At 64.0% G+C, this 22,836-nt stretch carries 20 protein-coding genes; 19 read left to right on the forward strand and 1 reads right to left on the reverse strand.

The window, feature by feature from the left end; translation table 11 throughout:
• Window positions 1–73 precede the first annotated feature (73 nt).
• A complete protein-coding gene (locus L6Q67_RS06965) occupies window positions 74–2,062 on the forward strand; it encodes a tetratricopeptide repeat protein (protein ID WP_296567314.1) in 1,989 nt (662 codons plus the stop codon).
• Here the strand turns inward: L6Q67_RS06965 and waaA are convergent.
• Entirely contained in the window at window positions 2,041–3,345 is a 1,305-nt protein-coding gene (gene waaA / locus L6Q67_RS06970) for a lipid IV(A) 3-deoxy-D-manno-octulosonic acid transferase (RefSeq protein WP_296567316.1), read from the reverse strand. The genes L6Q67_RS06965 and waaA overlap by 22 nt on opposite strands.
• A 188-nt stretch (window positions 3,346–3,533) precedes the next feature.
• Between waaA and L6Q67_RS06975 the strand changes: the two genes are divergently transcribed.
• The 18 genes from L6Q67_RS06975 to L6Q67_RS07060 all read left to right on the forward strand — a co-directional run bounded on the left by L6Q67_RS06975 (window position 3,534) and on the right by L6Q67_RS07060 (window position 22,757).
• A complete protein-coding gene (locus L6Q67_RS06975; RefSeq protein WP_296567319.1) occupies window positions 3,534–4,541 on the forward strand; it encodes an NAD-dependent epimerase in 1,008 nt (335 codons plus the stop codon).
• Window positions 4,542–4,665: 124 nt separating this feature from the next.
• Window positions 4,666–7,071: a tetratricopeptide repeat protein gene (locus L6Q67_RS06980; protein WP_296567322.1), complete on the forward strand. Its 2,406-nt coding sequence runs from the start codon at window positions 4,666–4,668 to the stop codon at window positions 7,069–7,071.
• 38 nt (window positions 7,072–7,109) lie between these two features.
• Window positions 7,110–8,828: an ATPase, T2SS/T4P/T4SS family gene (locus L6Q67_RS06985; protein ID WP_296567324.1), complete on the forward strand. Its 1,719-nt coding sequence runs from the start codon at window positions 7,110–7,112 to the stop codon at window positions 8,826–8,828.
• A complete protein-coding gene (locus L6Q67_RS06990; protein WP_296567327.1) occupies window positions 8,821–10,062 on the forward strand; it encodes a type II secretion system F family protein in 1,242 nt (413 codons plus the stop codon). Before L6Q67_RS06985 ends, L6Q67_RS06990 begins: the two co-directional genes overlap by 8 nt.
• 29 nt (window positions 10,063–10,091) lie before the next feature.
• Entirely contained in the window at window positions 10,092–10,532 is a 441-nt protein-coding gene (gene gspG, locus L6Q67_RS06995; RefSeq protein WP_296567336.1) for a type II secretion system major pseudopilin GspG, read from the forward strand.
• A complete protein-coding gene (locus L6Q67_RS07000; protein ID WP_296567338.1) occupies window positions 10,522–11,019 on the forward strand; it encodes a prepilin-type N-terminal cleavage/methylation domain-containing protein in 498 nt (165 codons plus the stop codon). The genes gspG and L6Q67_RS07000 overlap by 11 nt, the downstream gene beginning before the upstream one ends.
• On the forward strand, window positions 11,016–11,444 hold the full coding sequence (locus tag L6Q67_RS07005) for a type II secretion system protein (RefSeq protein WP_296567340.1): 429 nt from the start codon (window positions 11,016–11,018) through the stop codon (window positions 11,442–11,444). The genes L6Q67_RS07000 and L6Q67_RS07005 overlap by 4 nt, the downstream gene beginning before the upstream one ends.
• Window positions 11,441–12,088 (forward strand): prepilin-type N-terminal cleavage/methylation domain-containing protein, encoded by a 648-nt coding sequence (locus L6Q67_RS07010; RefSeq protein WP_296567343.1) that lies wholly within the window; start codon window positions 11,441–11,443, stop codon window positions 12,086–12,088. The genes L6Q67_RS07005 and L6Q67_RS07010 overlap by 4 nt, the downstream gene beginning before the upstream one ends.
• A gap of 1 nt (window position 12,089) precedes the next feature.
• Complete coding sequence (locus L6Q67_RS07015) at window positions 12,090–13,007, forward strand: general secretion pathway protein GspK (RefSeq protein WP_296567346.1); 918 nt, start codon at window positions 12,090–12,092, stop codon at window positions 13,005–13,007.
• Window positions 13,008–14,036, forward strand: coding sequence for a PilN domain-containing protein (locus L6Q67_RS07020; protein ID WP_296567348.1), 1,029 nt, complete (start codon window positions 13,008–13,010; stop codon window positions 14,034–14,036). It abuts the gene before it with no gap.
• Entirely contained in the window at window positions 14,033–14,584 is a 552-nt protein-coding gene (gene gspM, locus L6Q67_RS07025) for a type II secretion system protein GspM (protein WP_296567352.1), read from the forward strand. The genes L6Q67_RS07020 and gspM overlap by 4 nt, the downstream gene beginning before the upstream one ends.
• Window positions 14,581–15,234 (forward strand): hypothetical protein, encoded by a 654-nt coding sequence (locus tag L6Q67_RS07030; protein WP_296567355.1) that lies wholly within the window; start codon window positions 14,581–14,583, stop codon window positions 15,232–15,234. The genes gspM and L6Q67_RS07030 overlap by 4 nt, the downstream gene beginning before the upstream one ends.
• A gap of 22 nt (window positions 15,235–15,256) precedes the next feature.
• Window positions 15,257–17,581 (forward strand): type II secretion system secretin GspD, encoded by a 2,325-nt coding sequence (gene gspD, locus L6Q67_RS07035; RefSeq protein WP_296567357.1) that lies wholly within the window; start codon window positions 15,257–15,259, stop codon window positions 17,579–17,581.
• A 35-nt stretch (window positions 17,582–17,616) separates the two neighbouring features.
• A complete protein-coding gene (locus L6Q67_RS07040) occupies window positions 17,617–18,078 on the forward strand; it encodes a hypothetical protein (RefSeq protein ID WP_296567360.1) in 462 nt (153 codons plus the stop codon).
• Window positions 18,079–18,267: 189 nt separating this feature from the next.
• Complete coding sequence (locus L6Q67_RS07045) at window positions 18,268–19,695, forward strand: hypothetical protein (protein WP_296567362.1); 1,428 nt, start codon at window positions 18,268–18,270, stop codon at window positions 19,693–19,695.
• A 157-nt stretch (window positions 19,696–19,852) separates the two neighbouring features.
• Window positions 19,853–20,740 (forward strand): peptidylprolyl isomerase, encoded by an 888-nt coding sequence (locus L6Q67_RS07050; protein WP_296567366.1) that lies wholly within the window; start codon window positions 19,853–19,855, stop codon window positions 20,738–20,740.
• A gap of 26 nt (window positions 20,741–20,766) precedes the next feature.
• Window positions 20,767–21,558, forward strand: coding sequence for an ABC transporter permease (locus L6Q67_RS07055; protein ID WP_296567369.1), 792 nt, complete (start codon window positions 20,767–20,769; stop codon window positions 21,556–21,558).
• Window positions 21,558–22,757, forward strand: coding sequence for an ABC transporter ATP-binding protein (locus L6Q67_RS07060; RefSeq protein WP_296567372.1), 1,200 nt, complete (start codon window positions 21,558–21,560; stop codon window positions 22,755–22,757). The genes L6Q67_RS07055 and L6Q67_RS07060 overlap by 1 nt, the downstream gene beginning before the upstream one ends.
• Window positions 22,758–22,836: the final 79 nt, after the last annotated feature.

The following is a 22,836-nucleotide window of genomic DNA, read 5'->3' on the forward strand; positions in this document are numbered from 1 at the left end:
TGAAGAAGGACGGATGCCGCCCGGCGGCGGCAGTGGGCTTGCCTGCGGGCTATGCACTGACAAGGTGGCGGCTGTGAGCGGGCGGGAACCTGATCTCGCCGCCCAGCAGGCGCTGGTGACGCTGTTCAGATCCGGGCGTTTTGCTGATCTGGAAGCCCAGGCGCTCGCTTTGGCGCGGCGGTGGCCCCTGCACGGACCGTCCTGGAATTTTTTGGGTGTGGCTCGGCTCGCGCAGGGAAAGGATGCCTTCGAGGCACTTGAGAAGGCCGCGACACTGCTGCCGGACGATCCAACGGCCCAGAACAATTTTGGCAATGCCCTGAAGGCCAAGGGAGATCTCGATGCGGCAGCCGTGCGGTTTTCACGCGCAGTGGCTTTGCGGCCGGAGAATGCCCGTGCTCATCTCAATCTCGGTGCCGTGCTGCTCGATATGGGACGGGTGGCCGAGTCGGTCGAGGCATCCCGGAGAGCGCTCGCCCTCAATCCGGATTATCTGGAAGCGATGGCCAACCTGGGGACCGCGCTCAGTCTCCTGGGGCGTCCGTTTGAGGCCGAGCCACTGTTTCGCAAGGTGCTCGCTGCGCGCCCCGATAGCCCTGAGGCATTGGCGAATCTGGGGGCGAGCCTCAGCCTGATGGGGCAACCGGCTGAGGCCAGTGTGCTGCTGCGGGAAGCGATTGACCGTGGGTTCCGGATGGAGGGTGCCCACATCGGGCTGGCTGTCAGCCTCTGCGATCTGGGCGAGATGAAGGCCGCAGAAGCGGTCCTCAGACAGGCGCTGGAGATTCGGCCGGGCTCTCTGGAGGCGCGGACAATTTTGCTCTTTGTGCTTAATTACCAGAGCGGCCGTTCGTCCGACGAGTTGCTGCAGGAGGCCCGGGCCTACGGCACCCAGGCCGCGTCCCAGGCGAAGGTGTTTAGTGAGTGGTCGAACCGGCCGGATCCGGAGCGTCGCTTGACGGTGGGCTTTGTCTCTGGCGATTTTTGCCAGCACCCGGTGGCGCAGTTCATGGTGCATGTGCTCGAAAGTCTGGTGGAGGACCAGAATGAGCGTATCGAACTGGTGGGCTACTACAGCCGTCATCACAAGGACGCGATGACTGAACGCCTGCGCGGGTTTTTCTCTCGCTGGCGAGATGTGGCCGGTGTCAAGGATGAGGTGCTGGCCCAGCAGATCCGGTCGGACGGCGTGGATATTCTCATCGACCTGTCCGGCCATACGGCCCATAACCGACTACCCGTATTCGCATGGAAACCCGCGCCGGTGCAGATGACCTGGCTGGGCTATCTGGCCACGACCGGTGTGGCGGCCGTCGACTATCTCATCGCCGATCCACTCGTGCTGCCGGAAACTCTGGAAGGTGACTTCACCGAGAAGATCCTGAGGATGCCGCGCAGTTATCTTTGTTTCTCCCGCCCTGATGCGGATGCCGACGTATCGCCGTTGCCCGCCTTGACCCGCGCAGGCGTGACTTTCGGGAGTTTCAACAATCTGAGAAAGCTCAACGACGAAGTGCTGGATCTGTGGGCCCGGATTCTGGCCGCCGTTCCGGATAGTCGCTTGTTGCTGAAAGCACGACAGGTGACGGACCCCGCCGTCCAGGTCCGGCTGCAGGCGTTTTTTGCAGCCCGGGGGATTTCCGCTGAGCGTCTTGAGCTGCTCGGCCATGTGTCCCGGGATGCGCATCTAGCCACCTATGGCCGGGTAGATATTGCGCTCGATCCCTTCCCTTATCCAGGTATCACAACCACTGTCGAAGCGCTCTGGATGGGGGTTCCTGTGCTGACGCTCTCCGGACCGAATTTCATGGGGCGGCAGGGCGTTGGCCTACTCACTCATGTAGGGCTTGAGGACTGGGTTGCATCGGATCCGAGCGATTATCTGGCGCGAGCCGTGGCGCATGCCCATGATCGGTCCGCCCTGGGGAGGCTTCGAGAGGGGCTCAGGGCTAGGGTGCAGGCTTCTGCATTCTTTGATCAGCGCGCGTTTGCCGGTGATCTTGAAGCGACGCTCCGTGGCGCCTGGCGAAATTGGTGCAATCAGAGGGGCTGCGTGGTGTGAGCCTGGGGGCGATTCGAGTTCTTCGGTATCAACGGGGCGAGTAACGCGAGGGTACGTCCCGTAGCGCCCCGATGCAGGGCGGTAAAGCGACGTCCTTCCTCGCTCATTGACTTCCGCTGGCTGGGGGTCTCGATGAGTTCCAGGGCCAGGTTCAGGCCGTGGGGAAGGTCCTTGGCCCGGAGGGCTGCGCCAGCCTCGATGGCTTGCTCGCAGACGAGCTTGAAGTTGAAGGTGTGAGGGCCGACGATGGCGGGACACCCCACCGCACCGGCTTCGATGGGGTTCTGCCCCCCAAGCTTTTCCCAACTGCCACCGATCAATGCCACGTCTGCAGCGGCGTAATACGCATACATTTCACCCATTGAGTCCCCCAGCCATACCCGGGTGTCGGCCATGACGGGTTCGTTGCTGGAGCGGCGCTGCAGCTTGAGTCCGCTCCGGGCCACCAGGCGTGCTACTTCATCGAAGCGTTGAGGGTGGCGGGGCACCAGCACCAGCAAGACGTGGGGAGGGCAACGTAGCGATAGCGCCTCCAGCAAGGGGGCTTCCTCGCCTTCCCGGGTGCTGGCGGCCAGCAGCACGGGGCGCGGGCCAAAACGGTTGCGAAATGCTTTGCCCAGTTCCAGCAGGCCCGGGGTTGGACTGCTGTCGAACTTGATGTTGCCGGTGACCTGGACCCTGCGTGCTCCCAGGGCCTGGAGCCGGTTCGCATCGCCATCCGTCTGGGCGCCGATGGCGGTGAGATCGGCGAAAGCCTCTCGGGCCAGGGGGCCCGCTTTGCGATACCCGCGGGCCGAGCGTTCGGAGAGGCGTGCATTCACCATCACCAGCGGCGTGCCGGTGCGTCGGCATCCGTGCACCAGATTGGGCCAGAGTTCGGTTTCCATCAGGATGCCGATACGGGGACGGAAACATCGGATGAAGCGCAGTACGGCCCAGGGAAAGTCGTAGGGCAGATAGACACTCAGTACCCTGGGGGCTAGCTTGCCGAACAACTCAGCCGCCGTGGCACGCCCGGTGGGCGTCATGTGGGTCAGGAGCAGCCGGCAGTCCGGGTGGGCGTCCAGTAGGGCGTGCACCAGCGGGGCGGCTGCCCGGGTCTCGCCCACCGATACCGCATGCAGCCAGATGAACGGCCCTGCGCCTGGATTCGCGTAGCGTCCGAGGCGTTCGCCCACATGCTGCAAATACTCCGGTTGATGCCGGGCGCGCCAAGCTAGACGCAGGCCGACGAGGGGCGCTGCGAGATACCAGCAGAGGGTATAGAGGAAACGAGGGATCAAGGGGCGGGCCCGGGTTTTCGAGGCCAGAAAGTATAACGGTCGTTACAGAAGACACGTTCATCGGGGGGAGCCGATTTACCCTGACATGCTCCCGTGAGAAAATGCCGGGCTGCTGATGGCGTATCCGGGCATCTTTGCGTTCCGGCCCCGCCTTGCCCGCTTCCCACAACTTCGAGTACCCCGCGATCATGAAAATTCTCGTCACCGGCGCTGCCGGATTCATCGGCATGCACACCAGCCAGCTCCTGCTGGCGCGAGGCGATCAGGTGGTCGGTCTCGACAACCTCAACGATTACTACGAGGTCCAGCTCAAGCACGATCGGCTGGCCCGCCTGACCCCCCACGAGAATTTCCGTTTCGTGAAGATGGACGTGGCCGACAACGATGGCATGGCCCGCCTGTTTGCCGAAGAGAAATTCGACAAGGTCATCCACCTGGCCGCCCAGGCCGGCGTGCGCTACTCCCTGGTCAATCCCCAGGCCTACGTGGAGAGCAACCTGGTCGGCTTCATGAACATCCTCGAAGGCTGCCGCCACAGCAAGGTCAAGCACCTGGTCTATGCCTCCAGCTCCAGCGTGTACGGCGGCAACACCCGCATGCCCTTCTCGGAGCACGACAGCGTCGACCATCCGGTGAGCATGTACGCGGCCACCAAGAAGGCCAACGAGCTGATGGCCCACACCTACAGCCACCTCTTCGGCCTGCCCACCACCGGTCTGCGTTTCTTCACCGTGTATGGTCCGTGGGGCCGCCCCGACATGGCCCTGTTCCTGTTCACCAAGGCCATCCTCGAGGGCAAGCCCATCGACGTGTTCAACCACGGCAAGATGAAGCGCGACTTCACCTACGTGGACGACATCGTCCAGGGCGTCATCAAGACCCTCGACCACACCGCCGAGCCCGATGCCGCCTACAACGCCGATCAGCCCAACCCCAGCACCAGCAACGTGCCCTACCGGGTGTTCAACATCGGCAACAACAACCCGGTCGAGCTGATGGCGTTTGTCGAGGCCATCGAGAACGCCCTGGGCAAAAAGGCCGAGAAGAACTTCCTGCCCCTGCAGGACGGCGACGTGCCGGCCACCTACGCCAACACCGACGCCCTCAACGCCTGGACCGGTTTCGTGCCGGCCACCCCGGTGCCGGTGGGCATCGGCCGCTTCGTCGAGTGGTACCGCGGCTACTACGGCAAGTAAGCCCGGCCCGACTTCGGTTGCCAGTGGGCGCCCCACCCGGGAAGGGTCGGGCGCCCACTTTCTCTTAAAGACCCATACCGCGTCGGTTAAACTGTCGGCCGAATTTGTTGGAAAACCGATGACGATGAAACCACGTTTCGCCCTCGGCATGCTCGCCCTGAGCCTGCTGAGCCTTGTGTCCGCTCCCGTTTTCGCTGCTACCACGACTGCTTCCGGGCCGAGCGTCCGGACGGCCTTTCAGGGTTACGAGGCGCGTCTCGAGGCTGCCCGGGCGGCGGTCGAGGTGGCCGAGCAAGGGGGGCGGTCCGAGGCGTTGAAACTGGCTTCTGCACTCAACGAGCTGGCCTCCCTGTACGTCCTGAACGGTGATTTCGATCTGGCCGAGCCCCTCTTCGGGCGTGCCCTGTCGATCCGTGAGAGTCGTCTCGGGCCGGACCATCCGGATCTTGCCACCGCCCTGAACAACCTGGGCCTCGTCTATCTTGCCCAGGTTCGCCTCGACAAGGCCGAGCCGCTCCTTGCCCGTGCCCTGGACATCCGCGAAAGCGTCAGGGGCTACAGCAGCATTGAGGTGGCCAACTCCCTGAACAACCTGGGGGCCTATCACAAGGCCGCGGGCAACTATGCCAAGTCGGCGCTGCTGCACAAGCGCGCCCTCGATCTGCGCGAGCGGGCCCTGTCTCCCGCCCACGCCGATGTGGCCATGTCCCTGAGCAATCTGGCCGAGCTGTACCGGGCCCAGGGTCTGTTTCCGGTGGCCGAGCCCCTGCAGGCCCGGGCCCTGTCCATCCGCGAGAAGGCGCTGACTGCCGACCACCCTGATCTGGCGGCGTCCCTGGGCGATCAATGCGAGCTGCTGCGGGAGCAGGGGCGTTACGCCCAGGCGGAAGCCCTTTGCAACCGTGCCCTGGAGATCCGCGAGCGCAGCCTGGGGGCCATTCATCCCGATGTTGCCCTGTCGCTGCTCACCAAGGCCGAGCTTCTTCGCGCCCAGTTCCGCCATGCCGCGGCCGAACCCCTGTATCGCAGGGCGCTCGAGATTCGCGAACAGCGTCTGGGTGCCAGCCACCCGGAGGTCGCTACGGCCCTGACACGCCTTGCCGCGCTTTATGCGGATCAGCGCCAGTATGCGCTGTCCGAGCGTACCCTCAGGCGAGCCGTGGTGATCCGTGAGGACCGCCTGGGCCGCGATCACCCCGACTACGCAGAAGCCCTCGCCCGCCTCGCCGCGGTAGTGAGCGCTCAGGGCCGGCATGCCGAGGCTGATGTGCTCCTGGACGAAGCCTTCCTGGCCCTCAAGGATGGGGTCTGGGCCGATCACCCCGCCCTCAATCTGGCGGAGACCGTGCGTGCCCGTGTGGCCCTCGCCGAAGGTGATGTCGCCCGGGCTGAACCCCTCTACCGCCGGGCCCTCGCCATGCGCGAGAAGAACCTGCCGGCGGGGCACCCCGCCGTTGCCCGCGCCCGCCATGAGTTGGCCGAGCTCTACCGTCTGCAGGGCCGTTACGTGGACGCCACGCCCCAGTTTGCCAAATCACTGGCGGCGCTGGAGAAAGTCTTCGGTGCCGAACACCCTGAACTGCTGCCGCCTCTGAACGGCCTTGCATCGATCAGCCTCGCCAACGGCGATCAGCCGGCTCTCGAGGGGTATAACAAGCGCATTCTGGCGGTTCAGGCCAGCTTCCTGGGCCCGGATCACCCCACTGTGCTGGCGATGCTGCAGTCCCAGGCCGACGCCTATCTGGCCAGCAAGCGCTATGCCGATGCCGCGCCCCTGTATGCCCGCCTGATCAACGGCAGTGAGCTGCGCCTGGGGGCCAGCAGCCCGGCCTTTGCCACCCTGCTGGAGCGGGTGGCCCGCATTCACCAGGCCAACGGCAATGCCACCGAAGCCGAGGCCCTGTACCGGCGCCTGCTGGCCCTGCTGGAGGCGCGTCCCAACGCCGACCAGGACCCCCGGGTCTTCGACCTGCGCCTGATGCTGGCTGATCTGGCCTTTGCCCAGAAGCGCTACGTCGATGCCGTCACCGACTACCGTTTCCTGCTTGAAACCCGCGCCGCGGTGCTCAACGACAGCAATGCGCAAACCGGCGTCCTCCTCAACAACCTGGGCGAATCCTGGCGCCTGCAGGGCCGTCACGACGAGGCGGAGCCCTGCTACCGCCGGGCCATCGCCATCCTGCGCCGGGTGTCGGGTGAGGCCAGCGTGGAACTGGCCAATGCCGAGAACAACCTGGGCGTGTCCCTGTTTACCCGCCGGGCCGGGCCGGAGGCCGCCGAGCACCTCAACGAAGCCCTGCGCATCCGCCGCGCCCTGCTGCCTGCCGACGACCTGGATCTGGCCACCTCCCTCAATAACGTGGGTACCGAGCGCGTTGCCCGGGGCGATCATCAGGGGGCTCTGCCCTTGCTCGAGCAGGCCAAGGCCATCGTGGACAAGAAGCCCGAGGCCACACGTCTCAAGGTGACGATCAATCAGATGCTGGAGTCGGCCCGGACCATGGCCCGCAATGCGTCCGGCGCAAAGTGATCCACGCCTGCCGTATCTGCCCTTGAAGAGCTCTGCCCATGATTGACGTACAGAATTCAGCCTCGCCCGTGTCTTCCCGTCCGCTGCTCGGCGAGATGCTGGTGGCCGAGGGCAAGCTGGGGGCCCGCGACCTGGAGCGCGCCCTGTCGGCCCAGGCCGAGATGGGGGGGCTGCTCGGCTCGGTGCTGATCCGCCTTGGGGTCGTGTCGGATCTCGATCTGGCCCGGGTGCTGGCCAGTCAGCTGACGGTTCCCCTGATCCTGGCGGATGCATTCCCCGGGGAGTGGGCCTTGCCCGACGGCGTCTCGCCGGACTTCCTGGTGTCCCACCGGGCGTTGCCCCTGGGCGAGCAGGATGGGGTGCTGACCGTGGTGTGCGCCGAGCCCCAGAATGCTTTCATCGCCCGGGCCCTGCGCCTGGCCACCGGGCTGGACGTGCGTCTGGCCCTGGGGCTGGAGGGCGACATCGAGGCTGGCCTGAAGGCCCTGCTGGCGACGCCGGAGGAGGATGACGACGGCGCTGCCGGTGGCGATGATTTCGAGGCCGGCGGTGATTTCATCGAGCACCTGAAAGACCTGGCCAGTGAGGCGCCGGTCATCCGCCTGGTGAACCAGATCGTCGCCCGGGTCATCGATCTGAAGGCCTCCGATATCCATCTGGAGCCCTTTGACGACGGCCTGCATGTTCGTTACCGGGTGGATGGGGTGATCCAGATGGGCGAGGCGGTGGCTCCCGCCATGGCCGCGGCGGTGGTGTCGCGGATCAAGCTGCTGGCCCATCTCAACATTGCCGAACGCCGCTTGCCCCAGGATGGGCGCATCAACCTGCGCATCAAGGGGCGTGAGCTCGATCTGCGGGTGTCCACGGTGCCCACCGTACATGGCGAGAGTGTGGTGATGCGGGTGCTCGACCGGGCTAGCATCCGCTTCAGTCTCCACCAGATGGGATTCAGCCAGGACACCCTGGAAGTCTTCGAGTCCCTGCTGCAGCGGCCCCATGGCATCCTACTGGTGACCGGCCCTACCGGCTCGGGCAAGACCACCACCCTCTACGCGGCCCTCGGCAAGCTCGACGCCCAAGCCACCAAGATCATCACCGTGGAAGACCCGGTGGAGTACCAGCTCGGCGGCATCAACCAGATCCAGGTGCATCCCCAGATCGGTCTGAGCTTCGCAAGCGCCCTTCGCGCCATCCTGCGGCAGGATCCGGACATCATCATGATCGGCGAAATGCGTGACGGTGAGACCGCCCAGATCGCCGTGCAGTCGGCCCTCACCGGCCACCTGGTGCTGTCCACCCTGCACACCAACACGGCCGCCGGGGCGGTGATCCGCCTGCAGGACATGGGGCTGGAACGCTACCTGATCACCTCGTCGGTGAATGGCGTGCTGGCCCAGCGTCTGGTACGTCGGCTATGCACCGCCTGCAAGACGCCGGTGGTGCTCGACGAGGGCGTGCTGGAGGGGAGCGGCCTCAAGCGCTTCATGAAGCCTGACAGTCAGGTCTTCAGCCCGGTGGGCTGTCCCGCCTGCCGGCAGACGGGCTACTCGGGTCGGACGGGCATCCACGAGCTCTTCGTGCTTGGCGAGAGCATGCACCACGCCATCATTTCGGGCGCTGACGCCACGACTCTCCACGAGACGGCGCGCAAATCCGGGATGTTCACGCTTTACGAGGATGGTCTGCGCAAGGTGGCGGCCGGAGAGACCAGCCTGGCCGAGGTGATGAAGGTCACGCAGGATCAGGGCAATGCCTGAGTTTTCCTATCAGGCCGCCGATGCCAAAGGTGCGCGCCGCGACGGCGTGATCGACGCCCTCAGCGAAGATGCCGCCCTGCGTAGCCTGAAGGCCAAGGGGCTCACGCCCCTGCGCATCGTGCCGGCCGGGGCGGGCAGCACGCCGGCGGTGAAGGGCGGTTTGCCCGCGGCCCCAAGGGCGGCCGCACCGGCCAAGGGCAAGCCCAATCAGGCGGATCTCCTGGCCTTCACGTCCGAGCTGTCCATCATGCTGCGCGCTGGCCTGTCCCTCGACCGGGCCCTGAAGGTGCTGGTAGGAATGAGCCACAAGGCTTCGGTGGGCAGCCTGCTGGCAGGCATCCTTGATGCGGTCAAGGGGGGCGCCCCCCTGAGCAAGGCCATCGCCCCCCATCGGGATTACTTTGGCGACTTCTACATCAATATGGTTCGCTCCGGCGAGGTCGGCGGGCAACTCAGCGAGGTGCTGGCGCGGTTGGTGGAGCACCTGGAGCGTATCCGCGCCCTGCGCGAGAGCGTCATCTCGGCGATGATCTACCCGGCCATCCTGCTGGTGGTGGCGGTGATCTCGGTGATCGCCATGCTGGGCTTCGTGGTGCCCCAGTTCGAGAGTCTGTTCAAGGATATGGGCGACGCCCTGCCGGCCCCTACCCGCTTCGTGGTGGCGGTGGGGCACTTCTTTACCGACTACGGCCTGCTGCTGGGAGTGGTGACGGCGGTGCTGGGGGCCGTGCTGACCCGCTGGCTGCGCTCGCCCGCCGGGCAGCTGTGGTGGCAGGGCCGGGCCCTGCGCCTGCCGGTGTTCGGCGCCATCTTCCTCAAATACGAGATCACCCGCTTCACCCGGTCCCTCGGCACCCTGCTCGGCAACGGTGTGCCGGTCATCTCGGCTCTCAACATCGCCACCGAAACCGTTGGCAATGTGCATGTGCGCGGCGCCTTCGAACATATCGTGCCGGCCATGAAGGGGGGCGGGCGGATGACCGACGCCCTCTACAAGACCGCGCTTTTTGAACCGATGGCGATCAATCTGGTCCGTGTTGGAGAAGAAACCGGCCGGCTAGACAGCATGATGCTCGAGCTGTCACGGATCCTCGACCGGGAGGTGGAGACCAGCATCAAGCGTGGGCTGACCCTCCTCGAGCCCTTGCTAATTCTGACGCTCGGCGTAATGATCGCCGGGATCATCGTGTCGATCCTGATGGGCATCCTGTCGGTGAACGATCTGGCTGTCTAAGACTTTCCCTACCAAGTTCCGGAGTACCCATGCTGTTTTCTGCCCGTTTTGCCCGTCCGGCCCGTCAGGCCGGCTTTACCCTGGTTGAACTGCTGGTCGTGCTGGCCATCCTCACCCTGCTCGTTGGCCTTGTCGGTCCGCGCATGCTGGGTCAGCTGGGGGGCGCCAAGAGCAAGACCGCCGGCGTGCAGATCGCCGACCTCGAAAAGGCCGCCGAACTCTTCAAGCTGGGTGTCGGCCGTTTTCCGTCCGATGAAGAAGGCCTGGAAGCCCTGGTCAAGAAGCCGGCGTCGGCGAATGGCTGGGATGGCCCCTATCTGAAGGGTGGCGCCGTGCCGCTTGATCCCTGGAACAACCCGTACCGCTACAAGCGCTCACCCAACGGAGCCGAGGTCGAGATCGTGACCTACGGTGCCGACGGCGCACCGGGTGGTGAGGGCGAGAACGCCGACGTCCGCAATGGCAAGTAGCAGTGCCGGCCCGGCGTTCCGGCCGGGCCGCCTGAAGGCGCCGCGCGCCTTCGCCGGTTTTACCCTGCTTGAGTTGCTGGTGGCCTTTGCGGTGATCGCCCTGTTGCTGGGTCTCGCTCCGGTGGCCTTTGGCAAGCTCATGGAAACCTCCCAGTACCGCAGTACCGTGCGCCACATGCTGGCCAGCATGACGGCCACCCGTCAGCTGGCGGCACAGACCGGCCAGAGCGCGGTGTTTTCGGTGGACCTGGAAAAGCGTGTGTTTGGCCCCGAGGGGCGCATGGATCAGACCCTGCCGGATTCGGTGGAAGTGCGCCTGGTCGTGGCGGGCATCGAGTCGCGGCAGGCGGGGGGCAGCATTCGCTTTCATCCCGGAGGCGGCGCCACCGGCGGCAGCGTCGATGTCCTGCGCCGTTCCGGAGACGGGGTTCGCCTGCGGGTGGACTGGCTGCTCGGTACAGTGAGCCAGGAGCCCATCACCCGATGAGGTCGGCGCACCGCCAGGGTGGCTTTTCCCTGCTCGAAGTGCTCGTGGCTTTTGCCATCATGGCCATGTCCCTGGCTGTCCTGTACCGGACCAGCGGCGGCAGCGTGCGGGCTGTGGCCGATGCCGAGCGTTACGAGCGCGCCATCCGCACGGCGCGTTCGGTGCTTGCCTTGCAGGCCGGCGTGCCCGAATCAGGGGTGCGCCAGGAAGGGGCGGACGGTGGCCTGCGCTGGCAGCTGCGCTCGGCCTTGTACCCGGTGCCCGCCACGCAAGGGCCGGCCGTGCCGCTGCATCGGGTCGAGGTCGAGGTGTTCTTCGGGAGCCCCGAAAGGCCGCAGTCGGTCATTCTTGCCACCTTGCTGCCCCAGCTTCGCCCGGCTCCGGGTGGGCCGCCGGGCGGGCCTCTTCCGGGCAGCTTTCGATGAGTCGTCGGCAGCAGGGTTTCACTCTCATTGAGTTGATCATTTCCCTGGTGATCGTCGCGATCATCATGGTGGGGCTGCTCACCGCACTGCGCTCCTTTGGCCTGACCGAGGAGAAGCTCGATGGACGCCTCGCCCAGGTCGACGAGCGCCGCGTGGTGTCGGGTTTTCTGGAGGACGTGCTGGGCATGGCGGTGCTGCGGCCCCGTCTGGCCCTGGTGGGTACCCCGGACGAGAGCAGCTTTGTGGGAGAGTCTTCAGCGTTGCAGTGGATTGGAGTGATGCCGGCCCGCAACGGGACCGGGGGGCTCTACCATTTCCGGCTTCAGCCCGGCCCGACGGCAGACGGTGGCACTGGCCTGATCCTGATCTACGTGCCCTACACTGGGCTGGACAGTCCGCCCGAATGGTCCGTGGCCGAGCAGCGGGTCCTGGTGCCGCGACTTGATGGGTTCACCCTGGCCTACCAGCTCGATGACGATGGCGATTGGCTGCAGGGCTGGCGTAACACCACCGAGCCGCGCTCCCTGGCGCGCATCCGGATCGCCGTGGCGTCGGCCGGCAGCGAGTGGCCGTTTCTGGTGATCCCGGTGCGTGGGCTGATGCCGTCCGGCACCTCCGGTCGTATCGTTACAGGAGCCGGCTGATATGCGCTGCACCCCCAAGCATTTGCGGGGCGAGGTCGGCTATGCCCTGGTGGCCGTGCTGTGGATGGTCAGCGCGTCGATGCTGCTGGTGTCTGCGCTGGTCTTTCAGGCACGCACCGAACTCCGCACCGTGACAGCCGGCCGTGACATGGCGCTCGCTGAGGCCCGCGGTGACGCGGCCATCCAGCTGACCTTGCGCGCCGTCGGGGCCGATGTGAAGGCGTTCTCCAGTCAGCGGGTGCTGGAGGTGGAGTTCGACGGCGAAGTGATCCAGGTGATGGTGACGCCCCTCAACGGCCTGATCGCCCTCAACTCGGCTACCGAGCCTCTGCTCACGGCTTTGTTCCTGCACGGGGCGGCGCTCGAGCCGGGGCTGGCCCAGGTCCTTGCCCAGCGTGTCATCGACTGGCGTGATCCGGACTCCGCGCCTCTTCCCAAGGGTGCTGAGAACGCTGAATATGCCGCGGCTGGCGTGCCATTCCGGACCCGTGGAGGCGCATTCGAGGCGCCGGAAGACCTGCTCCAGGTGCTCGGGGTCGATCTGGAAACCTATGATAAAATTAAAAGCTTGATCACCGTCGATGGTGGTTCGGCGCGCATCAACCCGCTTGCAGCGCCGCCCGAGGTTCTGCTGGTGCTGGCCCAGGGGAACGCCGCCGTCGCCGGCCGGATCGCCGCAGCGCGAGACGCAGGGCAAGTCCAGGTTGACACCACCAGTCTGATGCAGGAATTCATCGATCAATCCGCCTCTCCCCGCTTTCGCCTGAAGGCTCTCGTCCCCATGGGCGGCGAGCGCGCACTGTTGCGTACCCAGGTGGTCGATCTCGCACCCCCGCCGTCCTCCCGCCTGCCCTGGAGCATCCTGCGCCGGGAGCGCGCCCAGGGTGTGTCGGGCGATTCCCTCCGGGCTTTGCGCTGAATGAGCAGTCAGAAGAGCCAATACGACCTGTTCGGGCTTGATCTTGCGCAGGTCGGTCATTTCTTTAGGGATGGCTGGGCCGAAGCGGCTGGCTGGCCGGTGTTCCGCTGGTTCAATCCTCAACCCCCGGTGCGGGTGATCGACGCGGAGGGGCGCTCCACCATCCGTCTGGGCCTGTCGACCACGCCGGTCAAGGCAAAGGGGCATGTCGCACGGGTTGCCGTTGAATTGCCCGAAGACCTGTTGTTGCGGCGTAGCCTGACCCTGCCCAGGCTGAGCGGCGGTGATCTCGAAGCGGCTGTCGCTCTGGATGCCCGGGGGGCGAGTCCATTTGCCGAGGGCGATCTGGTCTGGGGTTTTGCGCCTCCCCGGCCCGGTGAAGGTGATGCCCTCGTCGTTGAGTCTGTCCTGTCTTCCCGCAGCCTTGTTGAACAGCATCTGCGTGGGTTGTCCGAGCTCGCCCTGCCGCCGGGGCATGAGGTGTGGGCGGGAGGGGCGCGCCCCATCCAGATCCGTGGCTTTGGTGAGGCCGATGGCAACGGCGGCGCCAGTCTGGCCCGCTGGGGCACCATTTTTCTGGCCCTGCTGGCTGTCGGATTGATCGCGGTCATCGCCCTGACGCCCTTGCTGCAACTCAGGGCGCAGGTGCTGGACGCGATGGAGCGCCACCAGAAGCTCGTCAAGAGCTCTTCGCCCCAGGTCAATCTGCGCGCTGACCTCATGAAGTTCAATGCGGGCCTCGAAAAGGTCGACGAGATCGTCGGTGCCTACGCCAATCCTCTCCAGACCCTCGACGAATTGTCGAAGCTCCTGCCGGACGACGTTCTGGTCAATACGCTTGAGTTCAAGGGCAGCACTGTCCGAGTCACAGGGCAGGCCGCCAATGCGGCCCGGCTTCTGGATCTGCTGGCGTCTCAGCCGGCCTATCGGGATGTCAAGGCGCCCGCAGCCACCACCCGGGTGCAGGGCTCCGCCAAGGAATATTTCACCATCGAGTTCAAGGTTGACCGCACGGAGAAGGGGGCATGAACCTGATCCGTCACCGGGCCCTGATTGCCGTCGGCCTCACCGTATTGCTGGTGCTTGGCGTGATCGGTGTTGCCGCCAGCCAGGCCTGGGACCGTTACCTGCAGGCCCAGGCTGCGCTCGAGGAGCTGGAACCCCGTCATGCGCGCCTGCTTGGACTGCAGGGAGCCGATGCGCCCCTCAAGAAAACCGTGCTCGACGCCTATGCCTTGCTGCAGCGCTGGATCTATCCGCCCGAACAGGAACTGGGCAAGGCCGGGAACGATGTGCAGCAGCGGGCGCGACGAGCCGCCGAAGCCTCGGGCATGACCGTGGTCAGCAGCCAGGTGCTGCCTGCCCGCAATGAAGGTGCCGTGGATCAGGTTCCGGTGTCGCTGACCCTGGAGGGTAACGTGCAGGGCCTGCAGATGACCCTGTCGGCCCTGACCGGCGAGAAGCCGGTCCTGTTCGTCGATTCCCTCAGTCTGCGGGCCATTGATCGGGGTGACCCGAAGCAGCCTCAGCTGGTGTCGGCCACCCTGGTGGTCATGTCTCTGCGGATCCAGCCATGAGAGGGCGCCTGTGGGTCTTCCTGCTGGTCCTGAACCTCGGTCTTGCCTGGGGGGTGGGTGCCTTGTGGCTGGATGAGGATCTGGACCCGAAGAATGTCACATGGCGTGAGCCTGTTGTCATCGCACCGGCGGCGGACTCCCTGGCTGTCCGGTCGGTGAGGCCTCTGCTGAATGATCTCTCCCAGTTCAACAGCACCGGAGAGCGCCCGCTTTTCTGGGTGAGTCGAAGGCCGCCACCACCGCCATCACCCGAAAAGCCGGCCGCCGAACAGGAGCCTGATCCTCTGGCCGACATCCGGCTGGTGGGCCTCATGGAAGGGGGGGGCGAGAGCGGTGTGATCGCCCTGACCGGCGGACGCTTCCGTCGGGTCATGGTGGGGCAGCCGCTGGGGGCCTGGACCCTCGATGGGGTGGAGGGTAAGGTTGCGCGCTTCCGGGGGGCGGGGGGCGATGTCCGCAACCTCGAAATGAAACATGCTCGCCAGGGGGACGCCGATCTATTGGCCCAGGGCGAGGGCGGAGGCGCTTCGGGCGGCCCCCGTATCGTTGGCAGTGATGGAAAATCGCGGACGGTGGACGAGGCGATTGCCGAGCGGCGTGCCCGCAAGGCAGCCCTGCTGGCGCGCACCAAGCGGCCGCCGGAGCAGTAATACACGAATGGATCTTCAACGGATGAAACGGCTGCAATCACTGTTATGGGCCTGCGTCCTGGGCCTCTCCCTCCCGGGGAGCGTGCTCGCCCAGGGGGCGCCTACCGAGCCGTCGGCGGCGTCGACCCTGTCGGCCGAGGCTTCGGGGCGTGCCGGGGTGGGTGCTCCCGAGGTTATCGACGGGTACCGGGCCGAGGGCTCTGTCGCGGCTGCTGTCGAAGGCGGGCCTGCCGGGTCTGCCGCCCAGGCAGCCCGTACCAAACGCTCAGGGCCGATGTTGGTCAAGGGTAATGATCAGCTGACCAAACTTCCGCCGGCGCGCAACCTCGTGGTGAGTGACGACAAGGGCGTCGGGCTGCGCTTTGAAAAGGCTACCGTGACCGAGGTGATCCACTTCATCATGGGGGATCTGCTCAAGCTCGACTACACCATCGTGCCTCCCCTGAGCGGCGACGTTACCCTGCACACCCAAGGTGCGGTGCCCAAGGATCAGGTGCTGGGTATCCTTGAATCGGTGCTGCAGAACATTGGCATCGTGATGGTGCCTGATGCCAATGGCCGCTACCGGATTGGCAAGGCCGAAGTGATGAAGAGCGCGGTTCCGCTCCCTCGGCGTGCCGATTCCAATCTCGCCGGCTACGGCAGCGTTGTCATCCCCTTGCAGAACATCGGTGCAGCCGAGATGGCCGACATCCTGCGCCCGGTGGCGGGGCCGGAATCCTTTGTGAGAGTTGATGTGCTGCGTAATCTGCTGGTTCTGGCCGGCTCGCGCAGTCAGGTCGAGGGCTGGCTGGAGATCATCGCCACCTTTGACGTGGACATGCTCAAGGGCATGTCGGTAGGGCTTTTCCCCCTCGAGAACAATTCCGTCAAGGAGGTGGAGACTGCTCTGCGTTCCCTCTTCGGCGGGGCAGAGTCCGCTGCCGGGAGCGCCCAGGCCAAGCCTGCCGCGGCGGCCGGTTCCACTACAAAGCCTGATGACTCTAGTTCGGCGGCGGCCGTGCGTATGGCGGGGCCGCTGGGAGGGCTGATCCGAATCATCGGTATCGAGCGTCTCAATGCGCTGCTCGTCATCACGCCCCGTGCCCATATGCTTGACCAGGCGAAGACGTGGATCGAGCGGCTCGACAAGCCGATGGAGTCGGATGGCGAGGCCCAGTTGTATGTTTACCCGGTCCAGAACGGTTCGGCCCAGCATCTGGCCAATCTGCTCAATGGTCTCTATGCGCCACAGCCGTCCACCTCGGGGCAGTCGGCGACGGGGGTCGCCCCCGGGCTGGCGACGACGGCGCAGAGCACAGCCGGATTTGGCTCCACAGGCAGCACCCTCGGGTTGGGAACAGGTCTGGGGGCGACCGGAACGACCGGCTCCGCATTTGGCACGAACCGGACCGGGCAGGGTATTGCGCAGGTGATTCCGTCATCGGTCACGCAGGTGAGCCTGGGCAAGGACATCCGGGTGGTGGCGGACAATAACAACAATGCCTTGCTGATTCACGCTCCACGCAGGGATTACCGGCGCATCGAAGCGGCGCTGCGGCAGCTCGACATCGCGCCCAATCAGGTGCTGATCGAAGCCAGTATCGTCGAAGTGACGCTGACCGACGAAACCAAGTATGGTTTGCAGTGGTATTTCGAGGGCGGGCTTGGTAACGGTGGCTGGCGCGGCACGGGCGTTCTCGGCAATACGACTTCGGGGGCCATTAATACCGCCCAGCAAGGTTTCTCCTACACGGTCACCAACCCGTTGGGGGCTGTGCGGGCCGTGCTCAACGCGATGGCCGACAAGCAGCTCGTGAATGTCATCTCCTCGCCCTCGGTGATGGTGCTGGACAACCAGACCGCCTCCATACAGGTGGGTGATCAGCAGCCCATCCGTTCGTCCACCACGGTGACCGACGGCGGCGTGAGCACCTCCTCCATCCAGTACAAGGATACTGGCGTACTGCTGTCGGTGACGCCGTCGGTGAATGCGGGCAACCTGATCTCCATGCAGATCAACCAGAGCATTTCGGATGTCGGCAACATCGATTCGGCTACCGGTCAGCGCAGCTTCCTGCAGCGCATGATCTCCAGCAAAGTGTCCGTGCGCTCTGGCGAGACCATCGTGCTCGGCGGTTTGATCCGCGATAACAAGGGCGATGGCAAGCAGGGCATTCCCTGGCTCCAGGAGATTCCGGTGCTCGGGGTATTGTTCTCGACTACCACCCTGTCCAAGACCAGGACAGAGCTTCTGGTGATGATTACCCCCCGGGTTGTACGAACCGAGCAGGATGTGCGTGAGGTCGGTGCGGAACTTAAATCCAAGATGCTTGGCCTCAAGCCGATGCTTGGAATCAAGCGTTGAGATGGGCTGTTTCAGTCCGGGTGCAATCTGTAATCGTGATCACGGTGAGCAAAAACATGCTGTTTATTCAACGTAATGTGACTTTTGACTCGGTGGGGCGTCTTCGTTCCGTGGGTATGATCGCGGCCGCATGTGCAGCTCTTCTGTCTGGGTGTGCCACCCTGGGGGGCGCGAATGCGCCGGAGGATGAGGTGCGAGAGCGTGCCCAGGCTCGCTGGACGGCTATCGTTACCGGGAAATGGGAGAAGGCGTACAGTTATGCAACCCCAGGCTATCGTCAGGCTGTCGATGTACGCGGATTTACGGGGCGTTCGGCCCCAGCGGCTAAACTTAAGAGTGCTGAAGTCGTTAATGTGAAGTGCAAGGACGCAACCTGCGACGTCATCATGCGTATCGGTTTTGCGCCTCTGCAACGGGGTTACCCCGAAACCACCACCGATCTTGAAGAGCGTTGGATACTCGAAGAGGGTGAGTGGTGGCGGTATGAGCGATTCTAGGCATCGTCGCCGTTGCTCGGGGTCGTGAATGAGCTGTATGTGTATGTAAAATTTCGTTGTTTTTGTGCAACAAAACACCAATCAATTGTCTTTGCAGGCTGTTCAAAAAAATTGCTGGCTGTGATATGGTGTCATCCAGCGTAAGACTTGATTACGTTGCGTTCATTTTTTGCTATTTAGGAGTTCTGTATGAAGAAAAAGCTTCTTGCTGTTGGTGTTGCGGCCACTCTGGGTGCGCTGTCCGGGGTTTCGAACGCAGCGATCACCGTTGCGCAAAATGGTGTTGGTCACATCAACGTCCTGCCGTACTACTCGGTTCAGAACGGTAACACCACCCTGATCAGTATTGCCAACACCGACGAAGTGAATGGCAAGGCTGTCAAGGTCCGCTTCCGCGGCGCTCAGTTCTCCGACGACGTCTTTGACTTCCAAGTCTTCCTGTCCCCGGCCGACGTCTGGACCGCTGCTGTGTCCCTGGACGGCAACGTTGCCCGTCTGGCCACCAGCGACAAGTCCTGCACCCTGCCGGTTAGCGTTAATCAGCAGTTCGTGACCGCTCGCCTGCTGGACGCCAATAAGGCTCAAGGCACTCGCGAAGGCTATGTTGAGATCATCAACATGGGCGATATCGTCACCGGTGGTACCGCTGCTCAGACCGCTCTGTTCACCGCTACCAAGCACGTGAATGGCGTGGCTCCTTGCACCACCGCCACCCTGATCGGTTCCGGCGCTGAGCCGAATGACCTGTCCGCTTCCCTGAGCGCTCCGACCTCCGGTCTGACCTCCTTCGCGACCATCATCAACGTCGCCTCCTCCAAGGCCTTCACCATTCCCGGTACTGCCCTGGTTCAGAGCGTCGCTGTTCCGGTTCGCTACGCCCGTCAGGCCAACCTGACCACCGGCACCGCCTCCTTCCCGCTGATCGCCTTCGACACCACCACCACCGCTGACAGTGTGTTCAACACTGCTACCGGCAACGTGCGCATGTACGAATTCGACCTGCCCGATCTGTCCACCCCCTACGGCACCGCCAGCACTGCTGCTCAACTGACCGAGCTGCAAGGCATCCTGGCGAAGGCTTCCGTCGTCACCGAGTACGCCACCGATGATTCCATCCTGGCCTCTACCGATGTCGTTCTGTCCCAGCCGACCCGTCGCTACTACTACACCTGGTCCGACACCCCGGGCGCTGGTACCGACCCGCTGCGCACCCTGGCCACTGTTGCTGGCGCCACTGGCCCCTACGCCAGCCTGGCTGCCGCCACCAACTCCGTGGTTGTTGGCGCTCCCACCGTCTATGACCGTGAAGAGCGTACCGTGGTTGATCAAAGCAGCATCGTGATCTCCCCGAACCCGCAGGGCTCTGCCACTTGGACCCTCATCGGTGAAGTGTCCGTTGTGTCCATCAACAACGGCTCCGCCCCGACCGGTGCTCTGAGCGCCAACATCACCGCTCAAGACTACACCTTCGCCTATAACGACGGTCTGGTTCGTCTGAGCACCACCAGCGCCAACGGTGCTCTGCCGGTGATCGGCTTCACCGCGGTCAACGTGTTCAACGCCTCCGCTGGTGCTGCTGGCACCAACTACGGCCAAGTTCTGCCGCTGAAGTGGTAAGCTGAGCTGTATCCAAACACCCCTTCGGGGGTGTTGAACGACAAAGGCGGGCCTGGCCCGCCTTTGTCGTTTCTGCAAAAAGCAGACATGCTCGTGTTGTGCTGAACTGCGTTGAACGAATGCTGTCTTTTCGGCTTTTACCCTTGGAGAAAGCAAGTTGAAGTTGTCGAGTCTGTACCTCGTTCCCTTGGCCCTCTTGGCGCTGACCTCTAGCCAGTCGGCCGTTGCTGCCGATGAAACCGTTGCCACCCAGGGCAAGGTTTCCGTGACTACTGCCGACATTCAGGCAGATATGGCAGGGCGTTCGCCTGAACTGATCAAGCGGATGCGTGAGCCGAACTCCCCGTCGGGAGAACGCATGGCTGCCGACATCATGCTGCGTCGTCAGGTGGCCAACATGGCTCGCGAAAGTGGTCTCGCTGCGCGTCAGGATATCCGGAACCGGCTCAAGCTGGCGGAAGAGCGCGCGCTTTACGAAATCTACATGGAGCAGGCTGAAGCCAAATCCATTTTCGACAGCCAGCTTGAGGCTGTTGCCCGCGACGAATACAAGGCTTTTCCTGAGAAATTCACCAAGCCTGAAGAGGTGAGGGTGAGGCACATCCTCATCCGCCCGTGTGGTGGTGACAGCAAGAACGCCAGGGGCCAGGCCGAGGCCATCCTCGAGAAGCTCCGTAGTGGTGAGTCCTTCGAGGCATTGGCTCAGGCTCATTCCGATGATCCAGGTTCTGGCAAGCGGGGTGGTGACCTGGGTCTCAAGCCCAAGGGCAGCATGGTGCCCGAGTTCGAAGCCGTGGCTTTTGCCATGAAGAAACCGGGTGAATTGTCCGACCTCGTCGAGACCCAGTTCGGTTTGCACATCATCCGCTTCGAGGAGCGCAAGGACGCCGTGCTGCGCCCCTTCGATGAGGTCAAGGAAGGGTTGATCGAAAGTGTGCGGAACCGGATGCGGGGTGAAGTGCGCAAGAAGATCGCTGATCCGTTGCGCGATCCCGCCAACATCAAGATCGATTCCGAGGCTGTGCGCCGGGCTGTGGGCCAGTAAGCTTCGTGTGACGATCGTCGCCTGCAATGAATATTCTTACTGAACTCTGGCAGCAGCGCTGGCTGTTTCTCACCTTTGTCCGGCGCGAGGTCAGCGGTCGGTATTCCGGCACCATTGCGGGCGGCCTGTGGGCCCTGGGCCAGCCCGTGCTGCTGCTGATGATCTACGGCTTTGTCTTTCGCAAGGTCTTCAAGGTCGGCTTTCCTGAGCTTGGAGAGCACAGCTTTGTCGCATTCGTGGCCTGTGCCCTGTGGCCCTGGATGGCCTTTCAGGAGGGCGTGCAGCGGGCAACTCATGCGGTGGTCGGAAATTCGGGTCTGGTAAAGAAGGTCCATTTTCCTCATGAGTTGCTGGTCTTTGCCTCGGTAGGGGCCACCTTCTTCATCCACTTCCTGGGTTTTCTGGTGGTCATCTGCGCGCTGATGCTGGGAGGTGAGCCTTTCCAGCTTGCGGGCCTGCCGGTGGTGCTGATGGGATGGCTGGCAATTTTGCTGCTTGCATCGGCCATTGCCTTGGTGACATCGTCTTTTCAGGTGTTCCTGAAGGACATCGACCACATGCTGGGGCCGGCATTGATGATCATGTTCTATGTCACGCCGATCCTTTACCCGACTACCCAGGTGCCGGAATCGGTGCGCTGGATCGTTGGCTTCAATCCGCTGGTGCATCTGCTGGAGCCGATCCGTGCCGGGTTGATGCAGGGTGATGTGTCTGCGATCGGGCGTCTCATGGCCTTTGTGGTGGGAGGCATGGCAGCCGTGTTTGCGGCTGTCCTGCTGTTTCGCAGGCTGTCGGATTATTTCGAGGATTTCATCTGATGAGCGGGAGCCCGGGCGATACGCCCCTGATCAGCCTCGCCGGCATCGGCAAGTCCTATCCCATTGCCAACTCTGCGGCGGGGCGGATCCGTACCCTGTATTCGCTGCTGCGCCGACAGCCGTTTGCAGAGCGCTATGACGCGCTGACCGACATCAGCTTTGAGGTGCGTCGCGGGGAGTCCCTGGGCTTGATCGGCGTGAACGGGGCCGGTAAGTCCACCCTGCTCAAGATCATCGCTGGCGTGGTCAAGCCCTCCGCTGGCGAGATCCGCTTGGGAGGGCGCATCAGCGCTTTGCTTGAGTTGGGCGCGGGTTTTCATCCGGAGTACACAGGGCGCCAGAACGTTTTTCTGGCTACGGCCCTGATGGGGCTGAGTGAGCAGGAGACCCGGGAGCGTCTGGATGACATCCTGGCCTTTGCCGATATCGGCGAGCACGTGGATCAGCCGATCAAGCATTACTCGTCCGGGATGATCGTGCGTCTGGGTTTTGCCGTGGCCACCACGGTGAGCCCCGACATCCTCATTACCGATGAGGTGCTGGCGGTGGGTGACGAGTCCTTTCAGCGCAAGTGCATTGCCTGGATGGAGAACTATCTGGCCAATGGCGGTACCCTGCTCTTGTGTGCGCACAGCATGTTCCACATCCAGAAACTGTGCCAGAAAGCCGCGTGGATCCACGACGGGCGTCTCCACGGCTATGGTGATGCCAACCGGGTGACGCGGGAATACCTGGCCTGGCATGACGCGCGCAATCAGCCCAAGGCGCAGGACCATGCGTCTGCCATCAAGAGTGGCCACTATGCCGTCTTGTCCGTGACCCTGAACGACCGTCCCGCTTCGCAGGGCATCATCCTTTCGGAAGGGGAGAGCCTGCGCGTGGGGGGGCGGCTGTTTTCCCCTGACGGGCGGGCACCCACTGCGCTGGTCGGTTTCGTGCGCAAGGACGGCATGCCCATCTACGGTGTGTCGTCGGAGATGGATGGGGCCGTTCTGTCCCGGGTCGGTGACAGCGAATTCAGCTTCGAACTGGAGTTGCCTGCGCTATCGCTGCTTCCCGGCGAATACACCATCAAGGCCCACGCCCTCGATCCGGAAGGCTATCGGCTCTTCGACGAGATCGTCTGCGACCTCACCGTGACTGGCGACAGTCGGGAGCTGGGGGTCTGTCGGTTGCCTCACCGGTGGAACGCCGTGTGATGCCGTGGGCCGCCCTGTTTTTCGGGGTGGCCTGTGCCGGTGCGGGCGGTCTGGCGGGGCTGCCAGCCGGGGTCTCCTG

The sequence above is a fragment of the Zoogloea sp. genome (assembly GCF_023150065.1).
In the GTDB taxonomy this organism is placed as follows: Bacteria; Pseudomonadota; Gammaproteobacteria; order Burkholderiales; family Rhodocyclaceae; genus Zoogloea.

Coding starts and splice junctions, on each gene's coding strand:
- L6Q67_RS06975 (WP_296567319.1), top strand. CDS start 3,534: ATGAAAATTCTCGTCACCGGCGCTGCCGGATTCATCGGCATGCACACC.
- L6Q67_RS07020 (WP_296567348.1), top strand. CDS start 13,008: ATGAGCAGTCAGAAGAGCCAATACGACCTGTTCGGGCTTGATCTTGCG.
- L6Q67_RS06980 (WP_296567322.1), top strand. CDS start 4,666: ATGAAACCACGTTTCGCCCTCGGCATGCTCGCCCTGAGCCTGCTGAGC.
- L6Q67_RS07045 (WP_296567362.1), top strand. CDS start 18,268: ATGAAGAAAAAGCTTCTTGCTGTTGGTGTTGCGGCCACTCTGGGTGCG.
- gspG (WP_296567336.1), top strand. CDS start 10,092: ATGCTGTTTTCTGCCCGTTTTGCCCGTCCGGCCCGTCAGGCCGGCTTT.
- L6Q67_RS06990 (WP_296567327.1), top strand. CDS start 8,821: ATGCCTGAGTTTTCCTATCAGGCCGCCGATGCCAAAGGTGCGCGCCGC.
- gspD (WP_296567357.1), top strand. CDS start 15,257: ATGAAACGGCTGCAATCACTGTTATGGGCCTGCGTCCTGGGCCTCTCC.
- L6Q67_RS07005 (WP_296567340.1), top strand. CDS start 11,016: ATGAGGTCGGCGCACCGCCAGGGTGGCTTTTCCCTGCTCGAAGTGCTC.
- L6Q67_RS07030 (WP_296567355.1), top strand. CDS start 14,581: ATGAGAGGGCGCCTGTGGGTCTTCCTGCTGGTCCTGAACCTCGGTCTT.
- L6Q67_RS07010 (WP_296567343.1), top strand. CDS start 11,441: ATGAGTCGTCGGCAGCAGGGTTTCACTCTCATTGAGTTGATCATTTCC.
- L6Q67_RS07060 (WP_296567372.1), top strand. CDS start 21,558: ATGAGCGGGAGCCCGGGCGATACGCCCCTGATCAGCCTCGCCGGCATC.
- L6Q67_RS06985 (WP_296567324.1), top strand. CDS start 7,110: ATGATTGACGTACAGAATTCAGCCTCGCCCGTGTCTTCCCGTCCGCTG.
- L6Q67_RS07015 (WP_296567346.1), top strand. CDS start 12,090: ATGCGCTGCACCCCCAAGCATTTGCGGGGCGAGGTCGGCTATGCCCTG.
- L6Q67_RS07000 (WP_296567338.1), top strand. CDS start 10,522: ATGGCAAGTAGCAGTGCCGGCCCGGCGTTCCGGCCGGGCCGCCTGAAG.
- gspM (WP_296567352.1), top strand. CDS start 14,033: ATGAACCTGATCCGTCACCGGGCCCTGATTGCCGTCGGCCTCACCGTA.
- L6Q67_RS07055 (WP_296567369.1), top strand. CDS start 20,767: ATGAATATTCTTACTGAACTCTGGCAGCAGCGCTGGCTGTTTCTCACC.